Raw genomic sequence first — 21,869 nt, forward strand, 5'->3', positions numbered from 1 at the left:
CGACCCGGAGGTGAGCGATGGCCGACCGCATTCTGATCCTCTACGGCTCCTACCGCTCGGATCGACAAGGTATCCGTCTGGCGGATTTCCTTGTCCGCTCCTTCAACGAGCGCGGTGCGGAGCCTGAGTTGATCGACGCCAAGGCGATCGGCCTTCCGATGCTGGACCGCATGTACAAGGAATATCCGAAGGGTGAAGCGCCGGAGGCCATGGAGCGGCTGGCGAGCAAGATCCGCGACGCGGATGCCTTCGTCTTCGTAACCGGCGAATATAATTGGGGACAGCAGCCGGGCCTCAAGAACCTGACCGACCATTTCCTGGAGGAATGGTTCTGGCGCCCCGCCGCGATCGCCAGCTATTCGGCGGGGCGGCTGGCGGGGGCGCATGCCAGCGTGGCCTGGCATGGAACGCTGTCGGAGATGGGTATGGTGGTCGTCTCCAGCACGCTGAGCGTCGGCGGGATCGGCCAAACACTGGATGCGGAAGGAAAGCCGACCGGCGACGGCGGGGCCGCGCTGACCCGCGCCTTTCCGCGCTTCGCCGACGATCTGGCCTGGTGGGCCTCCGCCGCGCGCGAGCAACGCGCCCGGACGTCCCCGCCCTATTGATGCGTTGGACGGTAACGGGACAAAGGCTAAGTCGTATTTCAAATGGTTAGGGGGAATATGATGCGGGTGGCACGTACGATGATGGCGGCGGCCGGCGTCATGGCGACGCTCGCCGCAGCGCCCGTGTTCGCCGAAGATGACGAACCCCGCTTTTGCCCCACCCGCCCGAGCATCGGCGGCTCCAGTTGCACTACAGAGCCCGGTCGCGTCCATGTCGAGGTTTCGACCCTGGACTGGCAACGCGACGATCAACCCGACCAGCGGGAGGACCGGATCGTCACCGCCGATATCCTGACCCGTGTGGGCGTCGGCAAGAACACCGAGTTGCAACTCGACTGGGTGGGTTATGGCCGCGATCGCACGCGGGATAAGGCCGACGGCAGCATCGATAGCGTGACGGGCACGGGCGATCTGACCTTCGCGATCCGCCAGCATCTGGCCGGGCAGAAGGGCAAGGCCTTTTCCGCCGGTGTCCAGGCCTATGTGACCGCCCCTACCGGCCGCTATCCCGTCGGTGCGGGGACCTCGTCGACCGGCGTGATCGTGCCGGTCCAATATGACCTGACCGAGAAACTCGGTATCGCCTTGACCGGCGAGGCGGATGCCGCCGCCAATCAGTCGGGAATGGGTCGACACCTGGCCTATAGCGAGATCACCGGGCTGCGTTACAAATTCACCGAAAAGGTCACCGCGACCGCCGAGCTATCGCTGGAGCGCGACAACGAACCCGATCAGCACGAAACGATGGCCTTGGCCGCGCTGTCCGCTGCGTGGCGACCGACAAAGGTCATGCAATTGGACGTTCTGGCCGTCGCGGGCCTCAATCACGCCTCTCCCGGCCTGCGCCTCGTCACCGGCGGGGCGCTGCTCTTCTAGATCAGGTTGCTGCGAGCGTGCCGGTGGCGACGACCGGACCGGTCGGCACCGGCTTCGGCGATCCGCCTGGCGGCTCGATCGAAATGGCCAGCACGGCCCCGCTCCGAAGGTTCGCCCGCTCGCCGATGGGAAGCGCGATCCGCGTCGCTCCCGCCCGGTTCAGCAGCCCCAGCGACCGCGGCGTGCCATCCCGAATGATCCAGAGCTGTGCGGCCTTGTCCGGCGGTGCCAGCTCGGTCGCGGCGACCCGAATCTCACCCCGATCCGTATCGACCGTCGCGCCGGTCGGGGTGAGGCGCTTGTCGCTCGGCGCCAGCGCGGCGATCATGACGTTCGAGGATGGAGCCTCAGGCCGGGGAAGTGAAACCGGCTCCGGTCGCTGGAGCACGAGAAGCAGGAGGACAGCCGCAACCGCCATCGCCACGGCAACCGCCGCCCATAGCGGGCGCCGTGAGGCGGAAGGTGGCGGTGCCGCGATCCGATCTACGATATCCTGCGGTGCCTGGACCGGGCGATACTCGTCGAACAGATCGCCGAGGTGACGGCGCCACCAATCCACCTCCCGCCCAAAATCGCGATCCGATAGGGTGCGACGAAGCGCCTCCGCGCGTTCCTCGCCGTCGAGCAAACCCAGCACCAGTTCGGCGGCCATCATGTCGGGATCGGGCTCAGTCATCACCGACGCACCCCCGCAACTGCATCAGCCCGCGCCGGACCCAGCTCTTCATCGTACTGAGCGGCACTCCTTTGGCATCGGCCAGTTCGGCATAGGTCTTGCCGTCGAAAAAGGCGGTTCGGATAGCGTCCCTTTGCCGCCCCTCCAGCGCCTCCAGGCATTCGTGCAGACGCCGTGCGGTTTCGGTCCGTTCAGCGGTCAGGGCCTGGTCGGGTGTATCGTCCGCGATCTCCGCCGCCTCATCGATCGGCAACGTGGGACGCTTGCGCCGCGCCCGGACCCAATCGATCGAACGGTTGCGCGCGATCGTCGCGAGCCAGGCCATCGGGCTTGCGGGCCCCGGCTCATAGGCCCCGGCCCTTTTCCAGATCGTCGCATAGACATCGTGGAGGACATCCTCGGCCGCGCTGCGATCACCGCAGATGCGCAGGCATATGCCGAACAGCCTGGCCGACGTCATCCGGTAAAGGTCGCTCAGCGCGTCCCGGTCCTCCGACCCGATACGATCCAGCGCGTCGCATAATTTGACGCGCGCCTCGATAGGATCGGATGGGACAGGATGCACCCGAATTTGGTAGACATTCGGGATAGGTGGCGCAATCCGTCATGATGGCGAGGGAGATGGAAATGCGCGTGCTGGTCATCGGTTTGGGCGATATCGCGCGCAAAGCTTATCTGCCGATATTGAGCACCCGGCCCGACATCGAACTGCATCTGGTGACCCGCGACGCGCAGGTCCTCGACCATGCGGCCAAGGCCTTCCACGCCGCATCCTTGCATCACAGCCTTGCGGATGCGATCGATGGCGCGGCCTTCGACGCCGCCTTCGTTCACGCCGCAACCGAAGCGCATCCCGCGCTGGTCCGCACATTGCTGGAGCGTCGCATCCCGACATTCGTGGACAAGCCGCTCGCCGATAATCTGGCGGAGGCCGAGCGACTGGTGGCCCTGTCCGAGCGACAGCAGACGTTACTAAGCGTCGGCTTCAATCGCCGTTTCGCACCCAGCTATACCGAGCTCCGGGGATCGTCAGCGAACCTGATCGTCATGGAAAAGCACCGCCATAGACAGCCCGATACGCCGCGCCGGGTGATCTTCGACGACTTCATCCATGTCATTGATACGCTTCTCTTCCTGGCGCCGGGGGCGGTGGAACGACAGTCGATCGAAACCCAGGTGGACCGCGGTATGCTGACGGCGGTCACCCTGATGCTGGCGGGTCGGGACTTTACCGCGATCGGGTCCATGCACCGGGACAGCGGGCTGAACGAGGAGCGGCTGGATGCGATGGGGAACGGCATGCGGCGCTCGGTTCTCAACATTTCCGAGCAGGTCCATATGGATGGTACCGAATGCCGCCATCGCCGGGGGGACTGGACGCCGGTCGGGCAACAACGCGGATTCGAGGCGATGTGCACCGCCTTCCTGACGGCGGTGCGCGACGGCGGCCGAACCCAGGCGGATGCGATCATCGCCACCCACGCCCTATGCGAAGCCGTGACGCTGCACGCGGAGCGTTCGATCGAAAGGCCGCTAACCGCGTCGGGAACCGGGGCGCGGTAACAACTGGTCCAGCGCGTCGGCATTGTCCCGGCCCCAGCCGTACAGCAGCTCCACCGGCTCCACGAAGCGTCGGCCCAGTTCCGTCAGGCGGTACTCGACCATCGGCGGGATCGCGCTTTGGACGTGACGGCTGATCAGGCCGCTCGTTTCCATGTCGCGGACGGTCTGGGTCAGCATCTTCTTCGAGATGCCCGGCAGGCTGCGGAGCAATATGCCGGTCCGCGCCGCCCCCTGATGGCGGGCATGGAGGGTGTGCAGGACCATGCTCGTCCATTTGGTGGCAAAGAGTTCCAAGACGCGCCGGGGTGCGCAGTCTTCCCGCCATTCGTCGTCCGCCGTGCCTGGCTTCACATGGTTACTCCCTGGTACCCAGGGCACCAGATGGTGCCTTCTGGAACACCTGTCCAGCCATGCCTAACTCTCTGGCGACAAGGAGTTCTTCATGACGAAAACGGCATTGGTGGTGGGCGCGAGCGGTATCGTGGGCAGCGCGACGGCGAAACTGCTCGTGGAACAGGGTTGGGACGTTCACGGGCTCGCCCGTCGCCCTCGCGAACAGAACGGCGTCCGTCCGGTCGCAGCCGACCTGCAGGATGCGACCGCCACGGACGAGGCGTTACGCGACCTGAACCCCGATGCCGTCTTCATTACCACATGGCTGCGCCAGGACAGCGAGGCGGAGAATATCCGCGTGAACGGCGCCATGGTTCGCAACCTGCTCGACGGCCTCCCCAAGCCCAAGGGGCCACGCCATGTCGCGCTGGTCACCGGGCTCAAGCATTATCTCGGCCCGTTCGAAGCCTATGGGAAGGGCACGCTGCCGCAGACGCCTTTCCGCGAGGAACAGGGGCGGCTGGACGTCGAGAATTTCTATTATGCGCAGGAGGACGAGGTCTTCGCCGCCGCCGCCCGCGACGGTTTTACCTGGAGCGTCCACCGGCCCCATACGGTCATTGGGCTGGCCGTGGGCAATGCGATGAACATGGGGACGACGCTCGCCGTCTATGCGACGCTATGCCGCGAGACGGGGCGGCCCTTCACCTTTCCGGGCTCCGCAGCGCAGTGGTCCGGGCTGACCGACATGACCGACGCCGGACAACTCGCCCGCCATCTCCTCTGGGCAACCGAGACGGAAGCAGCACATGACGAAGCATTCAATGTCGTCAATGGCGATGTCTTTCGGTGGCAATGGATGTGGGGCCGTATCGCCGAGTGGTTCGGGGTCACGCCTGCCCCCTTCGACGGCACGGTCCGTCCTCTGGAACAGCAGATGGCGGACGACGCGGCGCTCTGGCGTCGGATCGCCGAACGCAATGGGCTGGTCGAGCAGGATCTTAACCGGCTGGCCTCGCCATGGCACACCGACGCGGACCTCGGCCGCCCGATCGAAGTGGTGACCGACATGAGCAAGAGCCGTCGCCTGGGCTTCGCCGATTATCGACCGACCGACGATGCGTTCTACGCCCTTTTCGAGCAACTCCGCCAAAATCGCCTGATCCCCTGAACCATCGAGGTCCACTGCCGAACCCGACTTGACGCATATCAATCATTTAAATGTCGGGCGAAGTCGGGGTTCGCGCGTTGACGGGATGATCCCGATCAATAGCGAAAGACAGCAGCATGGCGAATAAGAGCAGCAAGGGCGATGCCGGAAAGCTCAAGGGCGAAACGCCCGCCAAGGCCCCGCCCCTCCCCGCCGGTGCCGAGATGCCGACCCATTATGCCGAACCCCAGGGGCATGGCGGGGAAACGCATCAGACGACCGAGGACCCCGCACGGACGATGACCACGCAGCAGGGCGTGCCGGTTGCCGATGACCAGAACAGCCTGCGCGCCGGTGAGCGCGGCCCGACGCTGCTCGAAGACTTCATCCTGCGTGAGAAGATCTTCCACTTCGATCATGAGCGCATTCCCGAGCGCGTCGTCCATGCGCGCGGCTATGGCGCGCACGGCGTGTTCGAGCTGACCGACAGCCTGGCCGACTATACCCGTGCCGATGTGCTGAGCGAGGTGGGGCAGCAGACCGAGGTCTTCGTCCGCTTCTCGACCGTGGCGGGCAACAAGGGGTCGATGGACCTCGCCCGCGACGTGCGGGGCTTTGCCGTCAAATTCTACACGAAGCAGGGCAACTGGGATATCGTTGGCAACAATATCCCGGTGTTCTTCATCCAGGACCCGATCAAGTTTCCGGACCTCGTCCACGCCGTGAAGCAGGAACCCGACCGCGCCTTTCCCCAGGCGCAGTCGGCGCATGACAATTACTGGGACTTTGCGAGCCTCAGCCCCGAGGCGTGGCACATGGTGATGTGGCAGATGTCCGACCGGACGATCCCCCGCTCCTTCCGCACGATGGAGGGCTTTGGCGTCCACAGCTTCCGGTTGGTCAACGCCGAGGGCAAGTCGACCTTCGTCAAATTCCACTGGAAACCGCGCCAGGGACTGCAATCGGTCCTGTGGAACGAGGCGGTCAAGATCAACGGCGCCGATCCCGATTTCCACCGCCGCGACCTGTGGCAGGCGATCGAGGGCGGCGACTTCCCGCAATGGGATCTGGGCGTGCAGCTGTTCGATCAGGAAACGGCCGACAAGCTGCCCTTCGACCACCTCGATTCGACCAAGCTGATCCCGGAAGAGGATGTTCCCGTCCGCATCATCGGGACGCTGACCCTCAACCGAAATGTGGACAATTTCTTCGCCAGCACCGAACAGGTCGCCTTCTGCACCCAGAATGTCGTGCCGGGCATCGACTTCTCGGACGATCCGCTACTGCACGGGCGCAACTTCTCCTATCTCGATACGCAGTTGAAGCGACTGGGCGGGCCGAACTTCACCCATATCCCGGTCAATGCGCCGCGCTGTCCGGTGATGAATTTCCAGCAAGACGGCCATATGGCGATGCACAATCCCAAGGGGCGCGCCAATTACGAGCCCAATAGCTGGGGTCCGGACGGCGGCCCGCGTGAAAATCCGACCATCGGCTATCGCAGCTACCCCGCCGAGGTGCAGGGCACCAAGCAGCGTATCCGGGCGGAGACCTTCTCCGACCATTATAGCCAGGCACGTCAGTTCTTCGTCAGCCAGTTACCGATCGAACAGAAGCATATCGGCGACGCCCTGGTATTCGAACTTTCGAAGGTCGAGCGCGTCGATATCCGCGCCCGTGCCGTCTCCCACCTGCGGCTGATCGACGAAGGTCTGGCGGCGACCGTGGCGGATGGCCTGGGGCTCGACCTGCCGGAACCCGCCAAGGCGGCCAAGCCGACCCTCGAACTTTCGCCATCGCCCAAGCTGAGCATCGTCGGCAACGGTCCGAACGACTTCAAGGGGCGCAAGATGGGCATTTTGCTGACCGACGGGTCGAGTGCCGAACTGTTCGCCGGGCTGACCAAGGCGCTCGACGCCGTGGGCGGTCTGTGGGAGGTCGTGGCGCCCAAGATCGGTGGCGTGACGCTGGACGACGGGACCAGCGTCGCGGCCAAGCAGAAGATCGATGGCGGCCCCTCGGTGCTGTACGACGCAGTGGCCGTCCTGCCGTCCTCGGCCGGAGTGACGATGCTGGCCAAGGATGCGACCGCCAAGGACTTCGTCGCGGACGCCTTCGCGCATTGCAAGTTCATCGGTCACAGTGCCGATGCAGAGGCGCTGTTCCAGGCCGCCGGAGTGACGGACCGCGATGAGGGCTTCATCGCCCTCACCAAGGCGAAGGAGGCCAAGGCATTCGTCGCGAAATGCGGCGAGTTGCGCTTCTGGCCGCGTGAACTGGAGGTCGATCTGGACGCCGCGTCGCTGAACGTCAGCGCCTGACGCTCGCCAGGGACAGGATCCCGGCCCGCCGCCGGGATCCTGTCCGCACTTACGTCGCGATCCGCACGTCCCGGTAGCGCGGATTGAGCAGATGGAAGATCAGCAGTGCGACCAGATAGGCCATGCCGCACGCGATGAAGAAGGGCTGATAGCTGCCCACCCGGTCGAGGAGGACGCCCAGCGCCTTCGACGCGATGAACCCGCCTGTCGCGCCGGCGAACCCGCCAAGGCCGATCAGTGTCCCTTGCGCATAACGCGGGAACTGATCGCCGGGCAGTGCGAACAAATTGGTCGAAAACCCCTGATGCGCGGCACAGGCCAGACCGATCATCGCCACCGCGATCCAGATGCTGCTGGCCTGCGCCGCGAACATGACCGGCAGTGCGAACAGCGCGCAGACGAACATCGCCCGCTTGCGGGCCCGACCGGTCGCGATCCCCTGCTTGAGCAGGCGTGAAGAATACCAGCCGCCGACGATCGCCCCGACATCGGCCATGATGTAAATGGCGACCAGCGGCGGCCCGAAGCTCTTCAGGTCATAGCCATAGCGGCTGTGGAAAAAGTCCGGCAGCCAGAAGAGGAATGTCCACCACACCGGATCGATCAGGAAGCGCCCGGTCATATAGGACCAGGCTTCCCGGTGCCGCATGACGGTCAGGAACCCCGCGCGGCCCGTGGTTTCGACCGGCTCCGCCTCGATCCAGGCGCGTTCCTCGGGCGTGATCCGCGGATGGGCGTGCGGCGGATGGTAGAGCCGCCACCAGGCGGTCAGCCAGACGAGGTTGAACAGCCCCGTGATGATGAACGCCCAGCGCCAGTCGAGCACCAGATCGGCGATGAGGAAACCGATCAGCAGCGGCGTGACCACCGCCCCGACATTCGCCCCGGCGTTGAAGATACCGATCGCAAAGGCACGCTCCTTCTTCGGAAACCATTGCGACGCGGCGGCCAGCGCGGAGGGAAAGGTGCCCGCCTCGCCAAAGGCCAGCGGAATGCGGGCGATGGCGAAACCGGTGGTCGAGGTGACCAGCGTCTGGGCGAAATGCCCGACCGTCCACGCCCCCATCGCCACCAGATACCCCGCACGCGGCCCGATCCGATCGATCAGCCAGCCGAACAACAGGAAGCCGAAGCCATAGGCGACCTGGAAATAGCCCGTGATGTCGCCATAGCCGCTATTGGTCCAGCCATAGAGCGCGGTAAGCTGCGGCTTGAGCACCCCCAGCACCAACCGGTCGATATAGCTGAGCACCACCGCCGCGAAGAGCAGGCCGCAAATGACCCATCGTACGCGACCGCGCGGCGGCGGGACGGCTTGGGCGGCGGTGTCGGGCGCCGTCTCGGCCGCTTGGGTCAGGTCGCTCATATTACCAGCTCCACAGCGTGCCGTCTTCCAGGCGGTTCACCGGCAGATAGGCGCGCTTATAGGGATAGGTCGCCGCCAGTTCCTCGTCGATCTCGACCCCCAGGCCCGGCGCGTCGCCAGGATGCATCATGCCGTCCTCGAACCGGTAATGATGCGGGAAGACCGCATCCGTCTCCTCGGTATGGGGCATATGCTCCTGAATGCCGAAATTGGGCACCGACAGGCCGAAGTGCAGCGCCGCCGCCATCGTGACGGGCGACAGATCGGTCGCGCCGTGACAGCCGGTGCGGACCTGATACAAATCGGCCAGCGCCGCGATCCGCCGCAAATGGGTCAGGCCACCCGCATGGACCACGGTCGCGCGGATATAGTCGATCAACTGGTTTTCGATCAGATGCTTGGCATCCCAGATCGAATTGAACACCTCGCCCACCGCGATCGGCGTGGTGGTATGCTGGCGGATCAGGCGGAAGGCGTCCTGGTTCTCGGCAGGGGTCGCATCCTCGATCCAGAAGGGACGATAGGGCTCCAGATCCTTACCCAGTCGCCCGGCCTCGATCGGGGTCAGCCGGTGGTGGACATCGTGAAGCAGATGCACGTCCCAACCCAAAGCCTCACGCGCGGCGGCGAACAGTTCGGGGACGATCCGGAGATATTTCTCGGTCGACCAGACGCTCTCGCTCGGCAGATCGGCATCGGCGGGTTCGTAGCGCTGCCCCGCCTTGGCGACGCCATAGGTCGAAGCAAGCCCCGGCACCCCGCATTGCAGACGGATCGCGCGATAACCCTCGTCCCGGTGACGGATTGCGGTGGCGATCGTATCCTCGATAGTGGTGCCGTTGGCGTGGCAATAGACGAGGCACGCCTCGCGCGATGCGCCGCCAAGGAGTTGATAGACCGGCATGCCGGCGAGTTTGCCCTTGATATCCCACAGCGCCATGTCGACCGCCGCGATCGCCGTCATCGTTACCGGGCCGCGCCGCCAATAGGCACCCTTGTAGAGATACTGCCAGATATCCTCGATCCGATGCGCGTCGCGGCCGATCAGGCAGGGAATGACATGATCCTGGAGATAGCTGGCCACCGCGAGTTCACGTCCGTTGAGCGTCGCGTCGCCCAGACCAGTGGTGCCGTCGTCGCATTCGATCTTCAGCGTGACGAAATTGCGCCCCGGCGAAGTCACGATCAGGCGGGCGGCAACAATTTTGGGCATGAACGGTCCTTCAGGCAATATCGATGACGACGGCGATGGCGTCGCCGCGAGCGGCATCGAGAAACCCATGGGCGGACGAGGCGCGAAGGGCGTGCGCGGGGGCATTCATCGCCACCACCCGGTGGGGCAGGTCCGGTTTATGGGCCATCGCACCCTCTCCTCTGTCCAAAAGTCGTTCAATCGACTTGCCAATTGGTCTGATAGCGGTACCGTGATGATCAAGCGCCAGCTTGTCAATCGGCGGTGCAGCGGGAGAGAATGGCATGAACCGGATACGTCTATTGCTGGGAGCGCTGTCTATCCCGCTGGCAACGCTACCGGTTTCTGCGCGTGCGGATGATGGCTATGCCCTTTGGCTGCGCCCAGCCCCTTCATCGGTCAGACAGATAAATATAAAGCGGTTAGGCGATACGCCCACCCTCCGCCTGGCGGAGTCGGAGCTTCGACGCGACATTTCGGCCGTTACACCGCCCATTGTCATCGGAACCACGTCGGCTTCCGGTCTTCAGTCACTGCGCCTCACCGCCGAAAATCTGGGTGATGAGGGCTATCTGATTCGCGATGTGACGCTGGACGGGCAGCGGGTCCTCTTCATCGCGGGCAATAGCGATCGAGGCGTTCTATATGGGGCATTCGCGCTCATCCGCCATCTTGCGACGGGCGGCAAAACCGACGCTCTAACTCTCCGCTCCAGCCCCAAGGTGAAACTGCGCGTCCTCAACCACTGGGACAATCTGGATGGATCGGTGGAGCGTGGCTATGCCGGGCAATCGCTCTGGGACTGGTGGACGCTCCCCGACTTTCGTGATCCGCGCTATACCGACTATGCCCGCGCCAATGCGTCGATCGGAATCAATGGCACGGTCCTCAACAACGTCAACGCCAAGGCCGACAGCCTAACCCCCGCGTATATCGCCAAGGCGGCGGCGCTGGCGGAAGTGTTCCGGCCATGGGGTATCCGCGTCTACCTGTCGGTCCGCTTCTCCGCGCCGATCGAACTCGGGGGACTGAAGACCGCCGACCCGCGCGATCCGGCGGTCGCGGCCTGGTGGAAGGCCAAGGCGGACGAAATCTACCGCGCGATTCCCGACTTCGGCGGCTTTCTGGTCAAGGCCAATAGCGAGGGCCAGCCAGGCCCGCGCGATTATGGCGCGAGCCATGCCGACGGCGCGAACATGCTCGCCGCCGCCGTGCGCGATCATGGCGGTATCGTGATGTGGCGGGCTTTCGTCTATGCCGAGACCGACCCCGAGGATCGCGCGAAGCAGGCCTATACCGAATTCAAGCCTTTGGACGGCAAATTCGCCGACAATGTGCTGGTTCAGGTAAAGAACGGCGCGATCGACTTCCAGCCGCGCGAGCCTTTCCACCCCCTGTTCGGCGCCATGCCGCGCACGCCGCTGATGATCGAGTTCCAGATCACCAAGGAGTATCTCGGCTTCGCGACCCACCTGGCCTATCTCGGCCCGCTCTTTACGGAGACACTCGACGCCCGCACCGGGCAGAAGCCGGGCGAGACGGTGGCCAATGTCGTCGACGGGCAGGCCGAGCATCACAAGTTGTCGGGCATGGCGGGCGTCGCGAATATCGGGCGTGACCGGGACTGGAGCGGATCGACCTTCAACCAAGCCAATTGGTATGCCTTCGGCCGCCTCGCCTGGGACCCCGACCTGTCGGCGGAGGGGATCGCCCGCGCATGGGTCGCGCAGACCTTCGGCACCGATCCCCAGGTCGTCGACACGATCACTGCCATGATGATGGGATCGCGCGAAGCGGTCGTCGACTATACCGGCGCATTCGGGCTGGCGCACCTGATGGCGACCGGCCACCATTATGGGCCCGGCCCTTGGGTGTCGGAACTGGCACGGCCGGAATGGAACCCCGTCTATTATCACCGGGCCGACGCCACCGGGATCGGATTCGATCGGACTGCGTCGGGCAGCAACGCGGTCGGCCAATATGCCGGGCCCATCGCCAGGGCATTCGCCAAGCCCGAGACGACGCCGGAGTCGATGCTCCTCTGGTTCCATCACGTGTCATGGGACCGGCGCATGGCCAATGGGCAGACCCTATGGACAAATCTGGTCGCGCGTTACGATCGGGGCGTCGCCTATGTCGAACAGATGCAGCGGCAGTGGGACAGCCTACGCGACCGGATCGATACGGAGCGCTGGCAGAAGACCGCGACCTATCTCGCCGTTCAGGGACGCGAGGCGCGCTGGTGGCGGGATGCGAGCCTGGCCTATTGGATGTCGGTCAACCATCGCCCGCTTCCCTCGGGCGTTCGCCCCCCCGAGCATGATCTGGCGTGGTACAGATCGCAGCAATTTCCATATGCGCCTGGTCAGGCCCATTAGAAATGACAGGGTCTGCGGACGGACCAATGAGCGTCATCAGCGTCGTTGCACGCCAGCCGAATCGCCAAGCCTTTTCATATGACCAACGATTGCAGTTTGGTCCGTCCGATCACGTGAAGCGCATTTCCCTCATTGATAATGCATGTTTTTCTTGCGCAATCACGATCATGTAGGATCGAAGCAAGCCCTACGCCGCGCCCGATCGTGACTTAATTGTGAATTTCCTGCTCCCCAGTTCGGCCTAACCAATTTGCATTTGACTTCCTGACCGATAGGCATATCGATAGCGCTATCAGCAATGCCGCGCCAGACGGTCATGAGGGGGAAGCGGAATGGTTTCCAGGGCAATAGCATTTCCGGCTTCGACCGATGCCGCGCGCCCTTTCGACGACAACCCGCCTCCACCGCCTGATCGCGGCGCTTCGATCATCTTCATCATCACATGAATGCCCCCGCATGCCGCGACGAACGGCAGCGGGTCGACAGAGAGGACCTGACATGAAATCCACACCCCATATCCGCCTGTGCCGCCTGACGCTGCTGTGCGCCACGGCGGTCGGCGCGGTGACCGCCTCTACGGCCCTGGCCCAAGCTGTTCCCCCACCCCAGGAACAGGTCCCGGCGGATGGCCAGGACAACGGCCCCTCGACGCCGCCGGCGCCGCAGACCGACCAGACCCAGGGGACGCCGAGCGAGGATATCGTCGTCACCGGCTATCGCTCCAGCCTTGCCAAGTCGACCAATGCCAAGCGCGCCTCGACCGGCTTCACCGACTCGATCTTCGCCGAGGATATCGGCAAGTTCCCCGACACGAACATCGCGGAATCCTTCAACCGCATTCCCGGCGTCACGATCACCCGCGACGTGACCGGCGAAGGCACCAACGTCGCCATTCGCGGGCTCGGCTCGAACTTCACCAACGTCACGCTGAACGGCGCGCCGATCGCCGTGGCTTCGTCGGGCGCGACCGATGCGCAAGGCACCGACCGCTCGGTCGACCTCAGCTTCTTCCCGACCGACCTGTTCACCAAGCTGACCGTGAACAAGAGCTACACCGCCGACCTGCTGGAAGGTGGCGCGGCGGGCAATATCGACCTGCGCTCGGCCCGGCCGTTCGACCGCAACGGCCCGTTCCTGGCCTATAACATCCAGGGCACAAAGCAGACGCCGGAAGATCGCATCGGCGCGCGTGGATCGCTGATCGGAAGCTGGCGCAACGACACCTTCGGCATCCTGGCGGGCGTCTCGGCGCAGCGTATCTTCACCGATACGCGCGGGTATGAGACGATCGGCTACACCAACCCTGCCCTGACCGCCGCGCAGTGTGGCGCGGCGACCGGATGCAACGGCACCGGCGGCGGCAACTGGACGATCCCGGCGGTGGTTCCGAACGGGGCCGGGGGTGGGCTGGTCCCTGGTACGACGATCGACTCCGCCTTCCTGCTAGCCAACAATCCGGGCGCGACGATCCAGCAGATCGACAACGGCCTGTTGCCGCGTCTTGGTCGCTTCACCAGCATCCGGGGGCCGCGCGACCGCGTAAACGCGATCGTCAGCGCGGAGTATCGCCCGACCGATACGCTGCATTTCTATGTCGATGGCCTCTATGGCTACAAGAAGAACGAGTTGACCCGGGAGAACATGGCGTGGATCGTCCGCAACGGCGCGATCATCCCGACCAATCTGACGTTCGACAAGGCGGATTGCAGCGCGGGCTGCACGGTCACCGGTGGCACCTTCGCCAATGTCCAGTTCTTCAACGAATTCCGTCCCTATACCGAGACGACACACCTCTGGAGCGTCAATCCTGGCGGCGAGTGGGAGATCGCCGACAAGCTCAAGCTGAACTTCCAGGGCAATTACGCGCGCTCGACCTTCCACCGCGAAAGCCCGACCGTCGGCATGACCACGCCGCTGGGCGTGGGCAATACCGTCACCTATTCGAACGATGGCGGCCTGCCGACGATCACCAGCGCGCTCGATCTGAACGATCCGAACAGTTTCGGCTGGTATGCGGGCAGTCGCGTCAACCTTCAGGACGAACGCCGACTCAACATCAACAAGGGGTTCCGGGGCGACCTGACCTGGGGCGACACCGCGCTGAACCTGAAGGTCGGCGGTGCCTATGACAACACGTCGCGCCAGATCCGCGGTTTCGACAACAGCCAGTTCTGGCAGAATGCGGTGTGCGGCAACAATCCCAACGTCGCCGTTCCCTCGCCCAACTCCCAGCCGCCGTGCGAAGGGCTGAACGCCCCCGGCGCGGCGCCCGCCGGTTATCCGACCTATCCCGGTTATGGCACGGGTTTCAGCACGGGCACGAACGGCCAGGTCAGCTATGGTGGATCGCTGATCCCCAACAGCGCCGCACCCAGCTATCTGAAGCCGGGCCCTGCCGGATTCGTGACGGTCGACTGGCCCGCCTTCGCCGCCGCCAGCAACTACCAGTATTTTCATGACAATGCGCCGGAGACGGGTGCGGCGAACACCGGCGCCAGCGGCGGCTTCATCCGCGAAGTCGTCAAGTCGGCCTTCGCGACCCTGAACGGCGCGCAGGACCTGGGCGGCAACACGCTACGCTTCAATGTCGGCCTGCGCTACGTCAACACGATCCAGACCATCTCGGGCCGCGTCTCGCTGCCCGATCCGCGCAACGCGCCGGCGGGCGGCGGGTCGCTCCCGGATGGCAGCCGCTATCCGAACATCGTCAACATCGCCGAGACGCGCAACGTCTATTCCGAATGGCTGCCCGCCGCGACCTTCGCCTATGATGTCGGCGAACATGCGGTGGTCCGCGTCGCCGGATCGCGCACCATGACCCGGCCCGATCCGTCGGCGCAGCTTCCGGGCGTCAATTTCGGCGCGCCCTCGGCGGATCAGGCGTCGATCGGCAACCCGGCGCTCGCGCCCTATCTGTCGACCAATCTCGACCTGGGCTTCGAATATTATACCGGTCGTGAGGGCGTGGTCAGCTTCAATGCCTTCCGCAAGTCGATTGAGGGTTTCACGACGACCGCGATCAACACGGTGCCCTTCTCCAACCTGGCGCAGTATGGCATCACCTATGATACGTTGAACCCGACGCAGCAGATCGCGATCGACGCGCGCGGCGGGCCTGGTCAGGCGCAGGTCCAGGTCACGTCGCAGGTCAACGTGCCCAACAAGCTGACCATCAATGGCCTGGAGTTCCAGTGGGTCCAGCCGCTCGACTTCCTGACCCGCGCGATCGGCATCACGGGCTTCGGCTTCAACGCCAACGCCACGATCGTCGACCAGCGCAGCGACGGCCCGGCCATCGCCTTCGGCGTCGCGCCGTTCACCTACAACATCACCGGTTATTACGAGAAGAACGGCGTGATGCTGCGCGTCGCCACCACCTCGCGGCAGGGATCGCAGAATAGCGGCGCGGCGCAGAACGGCATCCCCGCCGCCGCATTGTTCGGGACCGACTATACCACCTACGACTTCTCGTCGGCGTTCGACCTCGACAAGATTTTCGGTATCCCCGGCGCGCCGCAGCTGACCATCAACGTCGCCAACTTCACCAATGCGACGCTGCGGTCCTATTTCCAGTTCGAGAATGCGACCTTCACCCAGTACAAGCCCGGTCGCCAGTTCCTGATCGGCCTGCGCGGAACCTTCTAACCGCGCCTCGCCCCGAACAAGAAAGGCCCCGGTTCCCGCCGGGGCCTTTTTCTTACCGTCCGTCCAGTCCCTTCCCCACATCGGCCTGCGGCAGATAGCGCGGCGCCTGCCGGGCCCTGGCACGCTGTTCATAGGCATAGCCCGCCCCCAGCACGACCGCGTCGGCATCTCCGTTAGCGATGAAGGACAGGCCGACCGGCATTCCCCGGACCAGCCCCATCGGTACGGTCAGATGCGGATACCCCGCCACCGCCGGCAGTTCGGAGGCCGAGGGTCCGTCATACTGATCGCCCTGTATCGGATCGCTCAGCCACGCCGCATCATAGGTCGGCGCGACCAGCACCTGCACGCGCGCCGTCTTCAACATCGCATCGATACCGTCCTCGCCCGCCAGCCGCAGGGATGTCCGCCGGGCTTCGAGATAGGCGGGATCCTTCAAGCCCTTTGTCTTCGCCGCCTGCTCGAACAATTCCTGTGCGAAGAACGGCATTTCCTCGACCGCGTGCTCGCGATTGAAGGCGATGACCTGATCGAGTGTCCGTGTCTTCACGGCGGCGGGCGTGGTGGCGAGATAGGCGTCGAGATCGGCCTTCAACTCGGTCATCAGCACGGTCTGTTCGGCATCGCCCAGCCCCTTTAGTTCGGGCACCGTCACATCGACCAGAATGGCACCCGCCGCCCTGAGCGTGTCCAGAGCCTGATCATACCGCTCGCGCAGGGGTGCCGACATCGATTTGGGCCGGATCACCCCGACTCGCATTCCCGACAAGGCGCTGGTCGACAGGCCGGTCGTATAGTCGCGGGCCATGGCCTTCGCCGTCGCCGGATCGGCGGGATCGCGGCCCACCATGGCCGACAGCATCGTCGCGACGTCTCGGACGCTGCGACCCATGGGGCCCGGCGTATCCTGGCTATGGCTGATCGGCACGACATGGGTACGACTGACCAGACCGATCGAGGGCTTGAACCCGACCAGGCCGTTGACCGACGAGGGGCAGACCACCGATCCATCGGTCTCGGTGCCGACCGCGATCGCCGCGAAGCTCGCCGCGACGGCGGCCCCCGAACCCGAGGACGAGCCACAGGCGGTACGATCGAGCGCATAGGGGTTGCGCACCAGCCCGCCGACCGCGCTCCATCCGCTCATCGAATGGGTCGAGCGGATATTGGCCCATTCCGACAGGTTCGTCTTGCCCAGGATGACCGCCCCCGCCCGCCGCAGCATCGCGACCACCGGCGCATCGCGGCCGGTGACGTTGTCGGCCAGGGCAAGGCTGCCCGCCGTCGTCGCGACCCGGTCGGCGGTCTCGATATTGTCCTTGATCAGGATCGGAATGCCATGCAGTGGTCCGCGAACCCCGCCGCGCCGTCGTTCCTCGTCGAGTGCGCGGGCCTGCGCCACGGCATCGGGGTTGAGCGCGATGACGCTGCGCAAGGTCGGGCCCTTGCGATCCATCGCCGCGATCCGGGCCAGATAGGCGCGTGTGATATCGGCACTGGTCGCCTGCCCCTTGGCCATCATTGCCTGCAACTGGTCGATCGATACCTCTTCGACCTTCACCTGCCGCGCCGCCGCGGGCTGAGCCAGGACCGAAGCCGTGATCGCCAGTCCGAGCATGAAGTCGCGCATGACCTTCCCCCCGTTATCCGCCGCCCAAGCTAGCGGCGACGGCACCTCGCACAAGTCGTTGATTGTTCGCGTCCTTCACGAAAGCGAGCCTTAATGGATGGCGTTGAACGTCCCCCGGCTTCGTCGCGCGCCCGGAAAGTGACGCGGCCGGTCTTTTTATTGGAAGTGCAGGCAAATCGCTTGCCGGACATCGGGGAGGCGCTGTATGTGACATCTGCATGACACGTCCCCCACCGGACCGGTCGCGGGATCGCCGGATCGAGGATCCGACCAATCTCTGGATCGTACACCCAGCGGCCGATTTGCTGCTGCCTTGGTTCGTTGCCCGGCGAATATCGGCCAACACGGTCTCGGTCGGCGGCTTGCTTCTCGGAGCATCGGCGGCGCTCAGCTATGCCCAGTGGCAGGATTGGCGTTTCGTCCTGCTTGGCCTGATCCTCTCCATCTGCTGGCTGATCGCCGACGGGCTGGACGGCATGATCGCCCGCGCGACCGGCACGGCCAGTCCGCTGGGCCGGGCCTTGGACGGACTTTGCGACCATGGCGTCTTTGCGCTGATCTATATCGTTCTGGCCTGGTCGATCGGAACGCCGGGCGGCTGGCTGCTCGCGATCGCCGCCGGGGCGGCCCATGCCGTCCAGTCCAACTATTATGAAAGCGAGCGGGCGCGGTTCCACCGCCGGTGCAAGGGGCTGACCGCCCCCGCCGCTACGCCGCACAGCCGCAACCCGCTGGTCCGCTGTTATGATTGGGTCGCGGGGACGCTGGAACGCTTTGCCGGACGCTTCGACGTGGCGTTGGGGCGTCAGAGCGATCCCATGTCGCTCGCCACCACCTATGGCGTCGCGGCCGTCCCACCGATGCGGTTGATGAGCCTGCTGAGCGCCAATGTCCGCATCTATACCATCTTCCTCGCCTGTCTGGCGGGCGATCCCCGCTGGTTCTGGTGGGCCGAACTCGGGCCGCTGACGCTGGTCCTGCTCATCGGGCTGGTCTGGCATCGCCAGGTGGAGCGCCGCCTGATCCGGCCCGACACCCCTTTCCATCAACAAAACCTGATCCACTCGAAGGACATGAACACCCAATGACGAGCATCAATATCGCTGTGGTCGGCGTCGGCAATTGTGCCAGCTCACTGGTTCAGGGACTGTCGCACTATCGCGACGGGGCGAATGATACGATCGGCCTGATGCACTGGGACCTGGGCGGCTATCGGCCCAGCGATATCAAGGTCGTCGCGGCCTGGGATGTCGACACCCGCAAGGTGGGCAAGGACGTGGCCGAGGCGATCTTCGCCAAGCCGAACTGCACCGCCATCTTCTGCGAAACGATCGAGACGACCGGTGCGACCGTGCGCATGGGCAAGATCCTGGACGGCGTGGCCGAGCATATGGCCGAGTATCAGGACGACCGCACCTTCCTGCTCGCCGACGCGCCGGAACCGACCAAGGAGGAGGTCGTCGCGGCGCTGCGCGAGTCCAAGACCGACGTGCTGATGAACTACCTGCCCGTCGGCAGCCAGAAGGCGAGCGAATTCTACGCCGAATGCGCGCTGGAGGCGGGCGTCGCCTTCGTCAACAACATCCCCGTCTTCATCGCCAGCAACCCCGAATGGGCGGCGAAGTTCGAAGCGGCGGGCGTGCCGATCATCGGCGACGACATCAAGGCACAGCTCGGCGCGACCATCGTCCACCGCGTGCTGACCGATCTGTTCGCCAAGCGCGGCGTCAAGCTGGAGCGCACCTATCAGCTGAACACCGGCGGCAATACCGACTTCCTCAACATGTCGAACCATCGCCGCCTCGCCTCGAAGAAGATTTCCAAGACCGAGGCGGTTCAGTCGGTCGCCGCCGAGCGGCTGGACGATGAGAATGTCCATATCGGCCCGTCGGACTATGTGCCGTGGCAGAACGACAACAAGGTGTGCTTCCTGCGCATGGAAGGCTCGATGTTCGGCGGCGTGCCGATGAACCTCGAACTCCGCCTCTCGGTCGAGGACAGCCCGAACAGCGCGGGCGTCGCCATCGACATGATCCGTTGCGCCAAGCTGGCCAAGGATCGTGGCCTGGCCGGTCCGATCGACGCGGCATCTGCCTATTTCTGCAAGCATCCCCGGACGCAGATGACCGACGATCTTGCCGCGCAGGCGGTCGAAGACTTCATCACGATCCAGTAAGATGATCGACACCGCGATCCTGCTGGCGGCGGGCGAAGGCAGCCGCCTGCGTTCCGTCGCCCCGTACAAGCCGCTGTGCCATGTGGGCGGCCGGGCGCTGATCGACCATGCACTGCACGGGCTGGCGATAGCGGGATTGCGGCGAGCGGTGGTGGTGCTCGGCTATGGTGCGGAAAGCATCGAGCGCCACCTCGCCACCGGAAACTGGCCGATCGCCGTGGAGACGGTGCGGGTCGCGGATTATCGCAAGCCCAACGGCGTATCGCTGCTGGCGGCCGAACCTCTGCTCGCCGGCCGGGACGCGCTGCTCGCCATGTGCGATCACCTTGCCGATCCCGAACTCTATCGGCGCACCGCCGAAGCGGGTTCGGGTGGCGGGGCCCGGCTGGCGATCGATCGTCGGATCGACAGCGACTGGGTCGATCTGGACGACGTCACCTGCGTCCGGACCCAGGGCGAGCGGATCGTCGCGATCGGCAAGGGCTTGGGCGACTATGACTGTTTCGACACCGGCGTCTTTGCCATCGGACACAGTCTGTTCGACGCCCTCCATGGGCTCGATGCCCCCTCGCTGACCGAGGGGATGCGCGTCTTGGCGGAGCAAGGGACGGCCCGTACGCTGGATTGCAGCGATGTCGACTGGATCGACGTCGACGACCAACCCGCTCAGGCCAAGGCGGAGGCGTGGCTTCGCAGCGGAACCCCGGCCAGCCGCCGGGCGGCATGATGCCCCGGCGGCCTTGACCGCCAAGGCTCAGCTTTCGGGAAAATCGGCACCCAGGCTGAGGTCGCGGTTCGCTTCGATCTCGGCATGACGTTGCTTCAGCCGATCAGTGACCGCGTCGAAGCCCCAGCGGCCCAGCACCAGATGGCGAGGCGGGTTCGTCTGCTGCGTGATCGCGATCATTGCCTCGGCCGCCCGGACCGGGTCGCCCGTCTGGGAGCCGCTGATGTCCCGCGTGCTCGCCAGCCTTTTGCCCGCCGTCTCGGCATAGTCCGCGATCCGGCTGGGCGTCTGTTGAAGTGAACGTCCTGCCCAGTCGGTCCGGAAAGGGCCGGGCTCGACGCAGGTCACGTGAATGCCCAGCGGCTGGACTTCGACCGCGAGCGCATCGGACCAGCCCTCCACCGCATGTTTCGACGCCGCGTAATAGCCTGAACCCGGATAGCCGATCAGCCCCGCCACCGACGTGATGTTGATGACATGCCCCCGGCGCGCGGCCCGCATGATGGGCAGGACGGCACGGGTCAGGGCGAACAGACCGAAGACGTTGACATCGAACTGCCTGCGGATCGCGTCGTCATCGCCTTCCTCGATCGTGCTCTGATATCCATAGCCCGCATTGTTCACCAGCACATCGATCCCGCCGAACCGCTCCTGTGCCGCCTTCACCGCCGCCGCGATCTGCTGGTCGTTCGTCACATCGAGTTCCAGCGCCAGCGCCTTCTCCTGATGCCCCTCGACGATATCGGCCACATCGCCGATCCGCCGCGCCGTGACGACCGCCCGCGCTCCCTGCTTCAGGACCAGCTTCGCCAGTTCGCGACCGAAGCCGGTCGAGCAGCCCGTGATGAACCAGATGGGTGTGGACGAGGACATGGATGAGCCTTTCGGTGTTCGGACCGCCAAGCCATGCGCGGCGCGAATGTTCCGGCATTTTTCGGCTTTTCGTCGTCATCGACGCTGCCCTGCGACGAGCGGACCGACAGGAGCGTCGAACACAAAAGGGATCGGGTGTCGCTTTCCCGACGGACCGCTACAAGACGCCGAAAAGGGGAAGTTGCGTTGGTATCGAAATCGCTGCTCGGCGGCACCATTCTGCTCGCCTGTGTGCTCCTGTCGTCCGCATGCGTACCCACCGTCAGCCAACCCGTGGCGCCAGCCGCCGTACCGATCACGGTCGAGACCACCGCTCCCGCCGCGCCGCGTCCCAAGCCGGTTCCCGCCCGTCCCG

General features: G+C 64.8%; 19 protein-coding genes. 10 read left to right on the forward strand and 9 right to left on the reverse strand.

Annotated elements, in window-relative coordinates; genetic code table 11:
- The first annotated feature begins 17 nt into the window (after positions 1-17).
- Both SM191_RS12840 and SM191_RS12845 read left to right on the forward strand, forming a co-directional pair.
- Entirely contained in the window at positions 18-608 is a 591-nt protein-coding gene (locus tag SM191_RS12840) for an NADPH-dependent FMN reductase (protein ID WP_341506537.1), read from the forward strand.
- Between the two features lie 66 nt (positions 609-674).
- Positions 675-1,484 carry a transporter gene (locus tag SM191_RS12845; protein ID WP_341506538.1) on the forward strand — a complete coding sequence of 270 codons (810 nt, stop codon included), beginning with the start codon at positions 675-677 and terminating at the stop codon, positions 1,482-1,484.
- Between the two features lies 1 nt (position 1,485).
- On the opposite strand, the gene SM191_RS12850 is transcribed toward SM191_RS12845, so the two are convergent.
- Positions 1,486-2,160, reverse strand: a complete 675-nt coding sequence (locus SM191_RS12850; RefSeq protein WP_341506539.1) for an anti-sigma factor — start codon at positions 2,158-2,160, stop codon at positions 1,486-1,488.
- Complete coding sequence (locus tag SM191_RS12855; RefSeq protein WP_341506540.1) at positions 2,153-2,725, reverse strand: sigma-70 family RNA polymerase sigma factor; 573 nt, start codon at positions 2,723-2,725, stop codon at positions 2,153-2,155. Before SM191_RS12855 ends, SM191_RS12850 begins: the two co-directional genes overlap by 8 nt.
- A gap of 62 nt (positions 2,726-2,787) precedes the next feature.
- Between SM191_RS12855 and SM191_RS12860 the strand changes: the two genes are divergently transcribed.
- The gene (locus SM191_RS12860; RefSeq protein WP_341506541.1) at positions 2,788-3,723 is read left to right on the forward strand and encodes a Gfo/Idh/MocA family protein; all 936 of its coding nucleotides are present in this window, start codon (positions 2,788-2,790) and stop codon (positions 3,721-3,723) included.
- Here SM191_RS12860 and SM191_RS12865 read toward each other — a convergent pair.
- Entirely contained in the window at positions 3,694-4,074 is a 381-nt protein-coding gene (locus SM191_RS12865) for a winged helix-turn-helix transcriptional regulator (protein ID WP_307000483.1), read from the reverse strand. The two genes, SM191_RS12860 and SM191_RS12865, sit on opposite strands and share 30 nt — an antisense overlap.
- Positions 4,075-4,165: 91 nt before the next feature.
- Between SM191_RS12865 and SM191_RS12870 the strand changes: the two genes are divergently transcribed.
- Together SM191_RS12870 and SM191_RS12875 are read left to right on the forward strand one after the other, a co-directional pair.
- Entirely contained in the window at positions 4,166-5,227 is a 1,062-nt protein-coding gene (locus SM191_RS12870) for an SDR family oxidoreductase (protein ID WP_341506542.1), read from the forward strand.
- A gap of 116 nt (positions 5,228-5,343) precedes the next feature.
- The gene (locus SM191_RS12875) at positions 5,344-7,527 is read left to right on the forward strand and encodes a catalase (RefSeq protein ID WP_341506543.1); all 2,184 of its coding nucleotides are present in this window, start codon (positions 5,344-5,346) and stop codon (positions 7,525-7,527) included.
- A gap of 49 nt (positions 7,528-7,576) precedes the next feature.
- Here the strand turns inward: SM191_RS12875 and SM191_RS12880 are convergent, their stop codons facing one another.
- From SM191_RS12880 to SM191_RS12890, 3 genes are read right to left on the reverse strand one after another with little or no spacing between them, the layout of a single operon-like run.
- Positions 7,577-8,893 carry an MFS transporter gene (locus SM191_RS12880; RefSeq protein ID WP_341506544.1) on the reverse strand — a complete coding sequence of 439 codons (1,317 nt, stop codon included), beginning with the start codon at positions 8,891-8,893 and terminating at the stop codon, positions 7,577-7,579.
- 1 nt (position 8,894) lies between these two features.
- Positions 8,895-10,106: a D-mannonate dehydratase ManD gene (gene manD / locus SM191_RS12885; RefSeq protein ID WP_267433416.1), complete on the reverse strand. Its 1,212-nt coding sequence runs from the start codon at positions 10,104-10,106 to the stop codon at positions 8,895-8,897.
- Between the two features lie 10 nt (positions 10,107-10,116).
- Positions 10,117-10,254 (reverse strand): hypothetical protein, encoded by a 138-nt coding sequence (locus SM191_RS12890; RefSeq protein ID WP_307000473.1) that lies wholly within the window; start codon positions 10,252-10,254, stop codon positions 10,117-10,119.
- Positions 10,255-10,369: 115 nt separating this feature from the next.
- On the opposite strand from SM191_RS12890, the gene SM191_RS12895 reads away from it, so the two are divergent.
- Entirely contained in the window at positions 10,370-12,463 is a 2,094-nt protein-coding gene (locus SM191_RS12895; RefSeq protein ID WP_341506545.1) for an alpha-glucuronidase family glycosyl hydrolase, read from the forward strand.
- Positions 12,464-12,755: 292 nt separating this feature from the next.
- On the opposite strand, the gene SM191_RS12900 is transcribed toward SM191_RS12895, so the two are convergent.
- Complete coding sequence (locus tag SM191_RS12900; protein ID WP_341506546.1) at positions 12,756-12,902, reverse strand: hypothetical protein; 147 nt, start codon at positions 12,900-12,902, stop codon at positions 12,756-12,758.
- A gap of 59 nt (positions 12,903-12,961) precedes the next feature.
- Here SM191_RS12900 and SM191_RS12905 point away from each other — a divergent pair, with 59 nt between their 5' ends.
- Positions 12,962-16,108: a TonB-dependent receptor gene (locus tag SM191_RS12905; protein ID WP_341506547.1), complete on the forward strand. Its 3,147-nt coding sequence runs from the start codon at positions 12,962-12,964 to the stop codon at positions 16,106-16,108.
- A 52-nt stretch (positions 16,109-16,160) separates the two neighbouring features.
- Here SM191_RS12905 and SM191_RS12910 read toward each other — a convergent pair whose 3' ends face one another.
- Complete coding sequence (locus SM191_RS12910; protein ID WP_341506548.1) at positions 16,161-17,738, reverse strand: amidase; 1,578 nt, start codon at positions 17,736-17,738, stop codon at positions 16,161-16,163.
- Between the two features lie 218 nt (positions 17,739-17,956).
- On the opposite strand from SM191_RS12910, the gene SM191_RS12915 reads away from it, so the two are divergent.
- The 3 genes from SM191_RS12915 to SM191_RS12925 are packed head-to-tail and all read left to right on the forward strand — an operon-like array spanning position 17,957 to position 20,641.
- Complete coding sequence (locus tag SM191_RS12915) at positions 17,957-18,826, forward strand: CDP-alcohol phosphatidyltransferase family protein (RefSeq protein WP_341506549.1); 870 nt, start codon at positions 17,957-17,959, stop codon at positions 18,824-18,826.
- Positions 18,823-19,914: an inositol-3-phosphate synthase gene (locus tag SM191_RS12920; protein ID WP_307000460.1), complete on the forward strand. Its 1,092-nt coding sequence runs from the start codon at positions 18,823-18,825 to the stop codon at positions 19,912-19,914. The genes SM191_RS12915 and SM191_RS12920 overlap by 4 nt, the downstream gene beginning before the upstream one ends.
- Before the next feature lies 1 nt (position 19,915).
- A complete protein-coding gene (locus tag SM191_RS12925) occupies positions 19,916-20,641 on the forward strand; it encodes a phosphocholine cytidylyltransferase family protein (RefSeq protein ID WP_341506550.1) in 726 nt (241 codons plus the stop codon).
- Positions 20,642-20,668: 27 nt separating this feature from the next.
- Here the strand turns inward: SM191_RS12925 and SM191_RS12930 are convergent, their stop codons facing one another.
- The gene (locus tag SM191_RS12930; protein ID WP_341506551.1) at positions 20,669-21,514 is read right to left on the reverse strand and encodes an oxidoreductase; all 846 of its coding nucleotides are present in this window, start codon (positions 21,512-21,514) and stop codon (positions 20,669-20,671) included.
- Positions 21,515-21,869 lie beyond the last annotated feature (355 nt).

The sequence above is a fragment of the Sphingomonas sp. 2378 genome (assembly GCF_038084995.1).
Classification (GTDB): domain Bacteria; phylum Pseudomonadota; class Alphaproteobacteria; order Sphingomonadales; family Sphingomonadaceae; genus Sphingomonas.

Bases quoted from the DNA above. Each gene is read 5' to 3' on its own strand.
- SM191_RS12840 (WP_341506537.1), top strand. From the start codon at position 18: ATGGCCGACCGCATTCTGATCCTCTACGGCTCCTACCGCTCGGATCGA.
- SM191_RS12850 (WP_341506539.1), bottom strand. From the start codon at position 2,160: ATGACTGAGCCCGATCCCGACATGATGGCCGCCGAACTGGTGCTGGGT.
- SM191_RS12860 (WP_341506541.1), top strand. From the start codon at position 2,788: ATGCGCGTGCTGGTCATCGGTTTGGGCGATATCGCGCGCAAAGCTTAT.
- SM191_RS12870 (WP_341506542.1), top strand. From the start codon at position 4,166: ATGACGAAAACGGCATTGGTGGTGGGCGCGAGCGGTATCGTGGGCAGC.
- SM191_RS12875 (WP_341506543.1), top strand. From the start codon at position 5,344: ATGGCGAATAAGAGCAGCAAGGGCGATGCCGGAAAGCTCAAGGGCGAA.
- SM191_RS12880 (WP_341506544.1), bottom strand. From the start codon at position 8,893: ATGAGCGACCTGACCCAAGCGGCCGAGACGGCGCCCGACACCGCCGCC.
- manD (WP_267433416.1), bottom strand. From the start codon at position 10,106: ATGCCCAAAATTGTTGCCGCCCGCCTGATCGTGACTTCGCCGGGGCGC.
- SM191_RS12890 (WP_307000473.1), bottom strand. From the start codon at position 10,254: ATGGCCCATAAACCGGACCTGCCCCACCGGGTGGTGGCGATGAATGCC.
- SM191_RS12895 (WP_341506545.1), top strand. From the start codon at position 10,370: ATGAACCGGATACGTCTATTGCTGGGAGCGCTGTCTATCCCGCTGGCA.
- SM191_RS12900 (WP_341506546.1), bottom strand. From the start codon at position 12,902: ATGATGAAGATGATCGAAGCGCCGCGATCAGGCGGTGGAGGCGGGTTG.
- SM191_RS12905 (WP_341506547.1), top strand. From the start codon at position 12,962: ATGAAATCCACACCCCATATCCGCCTGTGCCGCCTGACGCTGCTGTGC.
- SM191_RS12910 (WP_341506548.1), bottom strand. From the start codon at position 17,738: ATGCGCGACTTCATGCTCGGACTGGCGATCACGGCTTCGGTCCTGGCT.
- SM191_RS12915 (WP_341506549.1), top strand. From the start codon at position 17,957: ATGACACGTCCCCCACCGGACCGGTCGCGGGATCGCCGGATCGAGGAT.
- SM191_RS12920 (WP_307000460.1), top strand. From the start codon at position 18,823: ATGACGAGCATCAATATCGCTGTGGTCGGCGTCGGCAATTGTGCCAGC.
- SM191_RS12925 (WP_341506550.1), top strand. From the start codon at position 19,916: ATGATCGACACCGCGATCCTGCTGGCGGCGGGCGAAGGCAGCCGCCTG.
- SM191_RS12930 (WP_341506551.1), bottom strand. From the start codon at position 21,514: ATGTCCTCGTCCACACCCATCTGGTTCATCACGGGCTGCTCGACCGGC.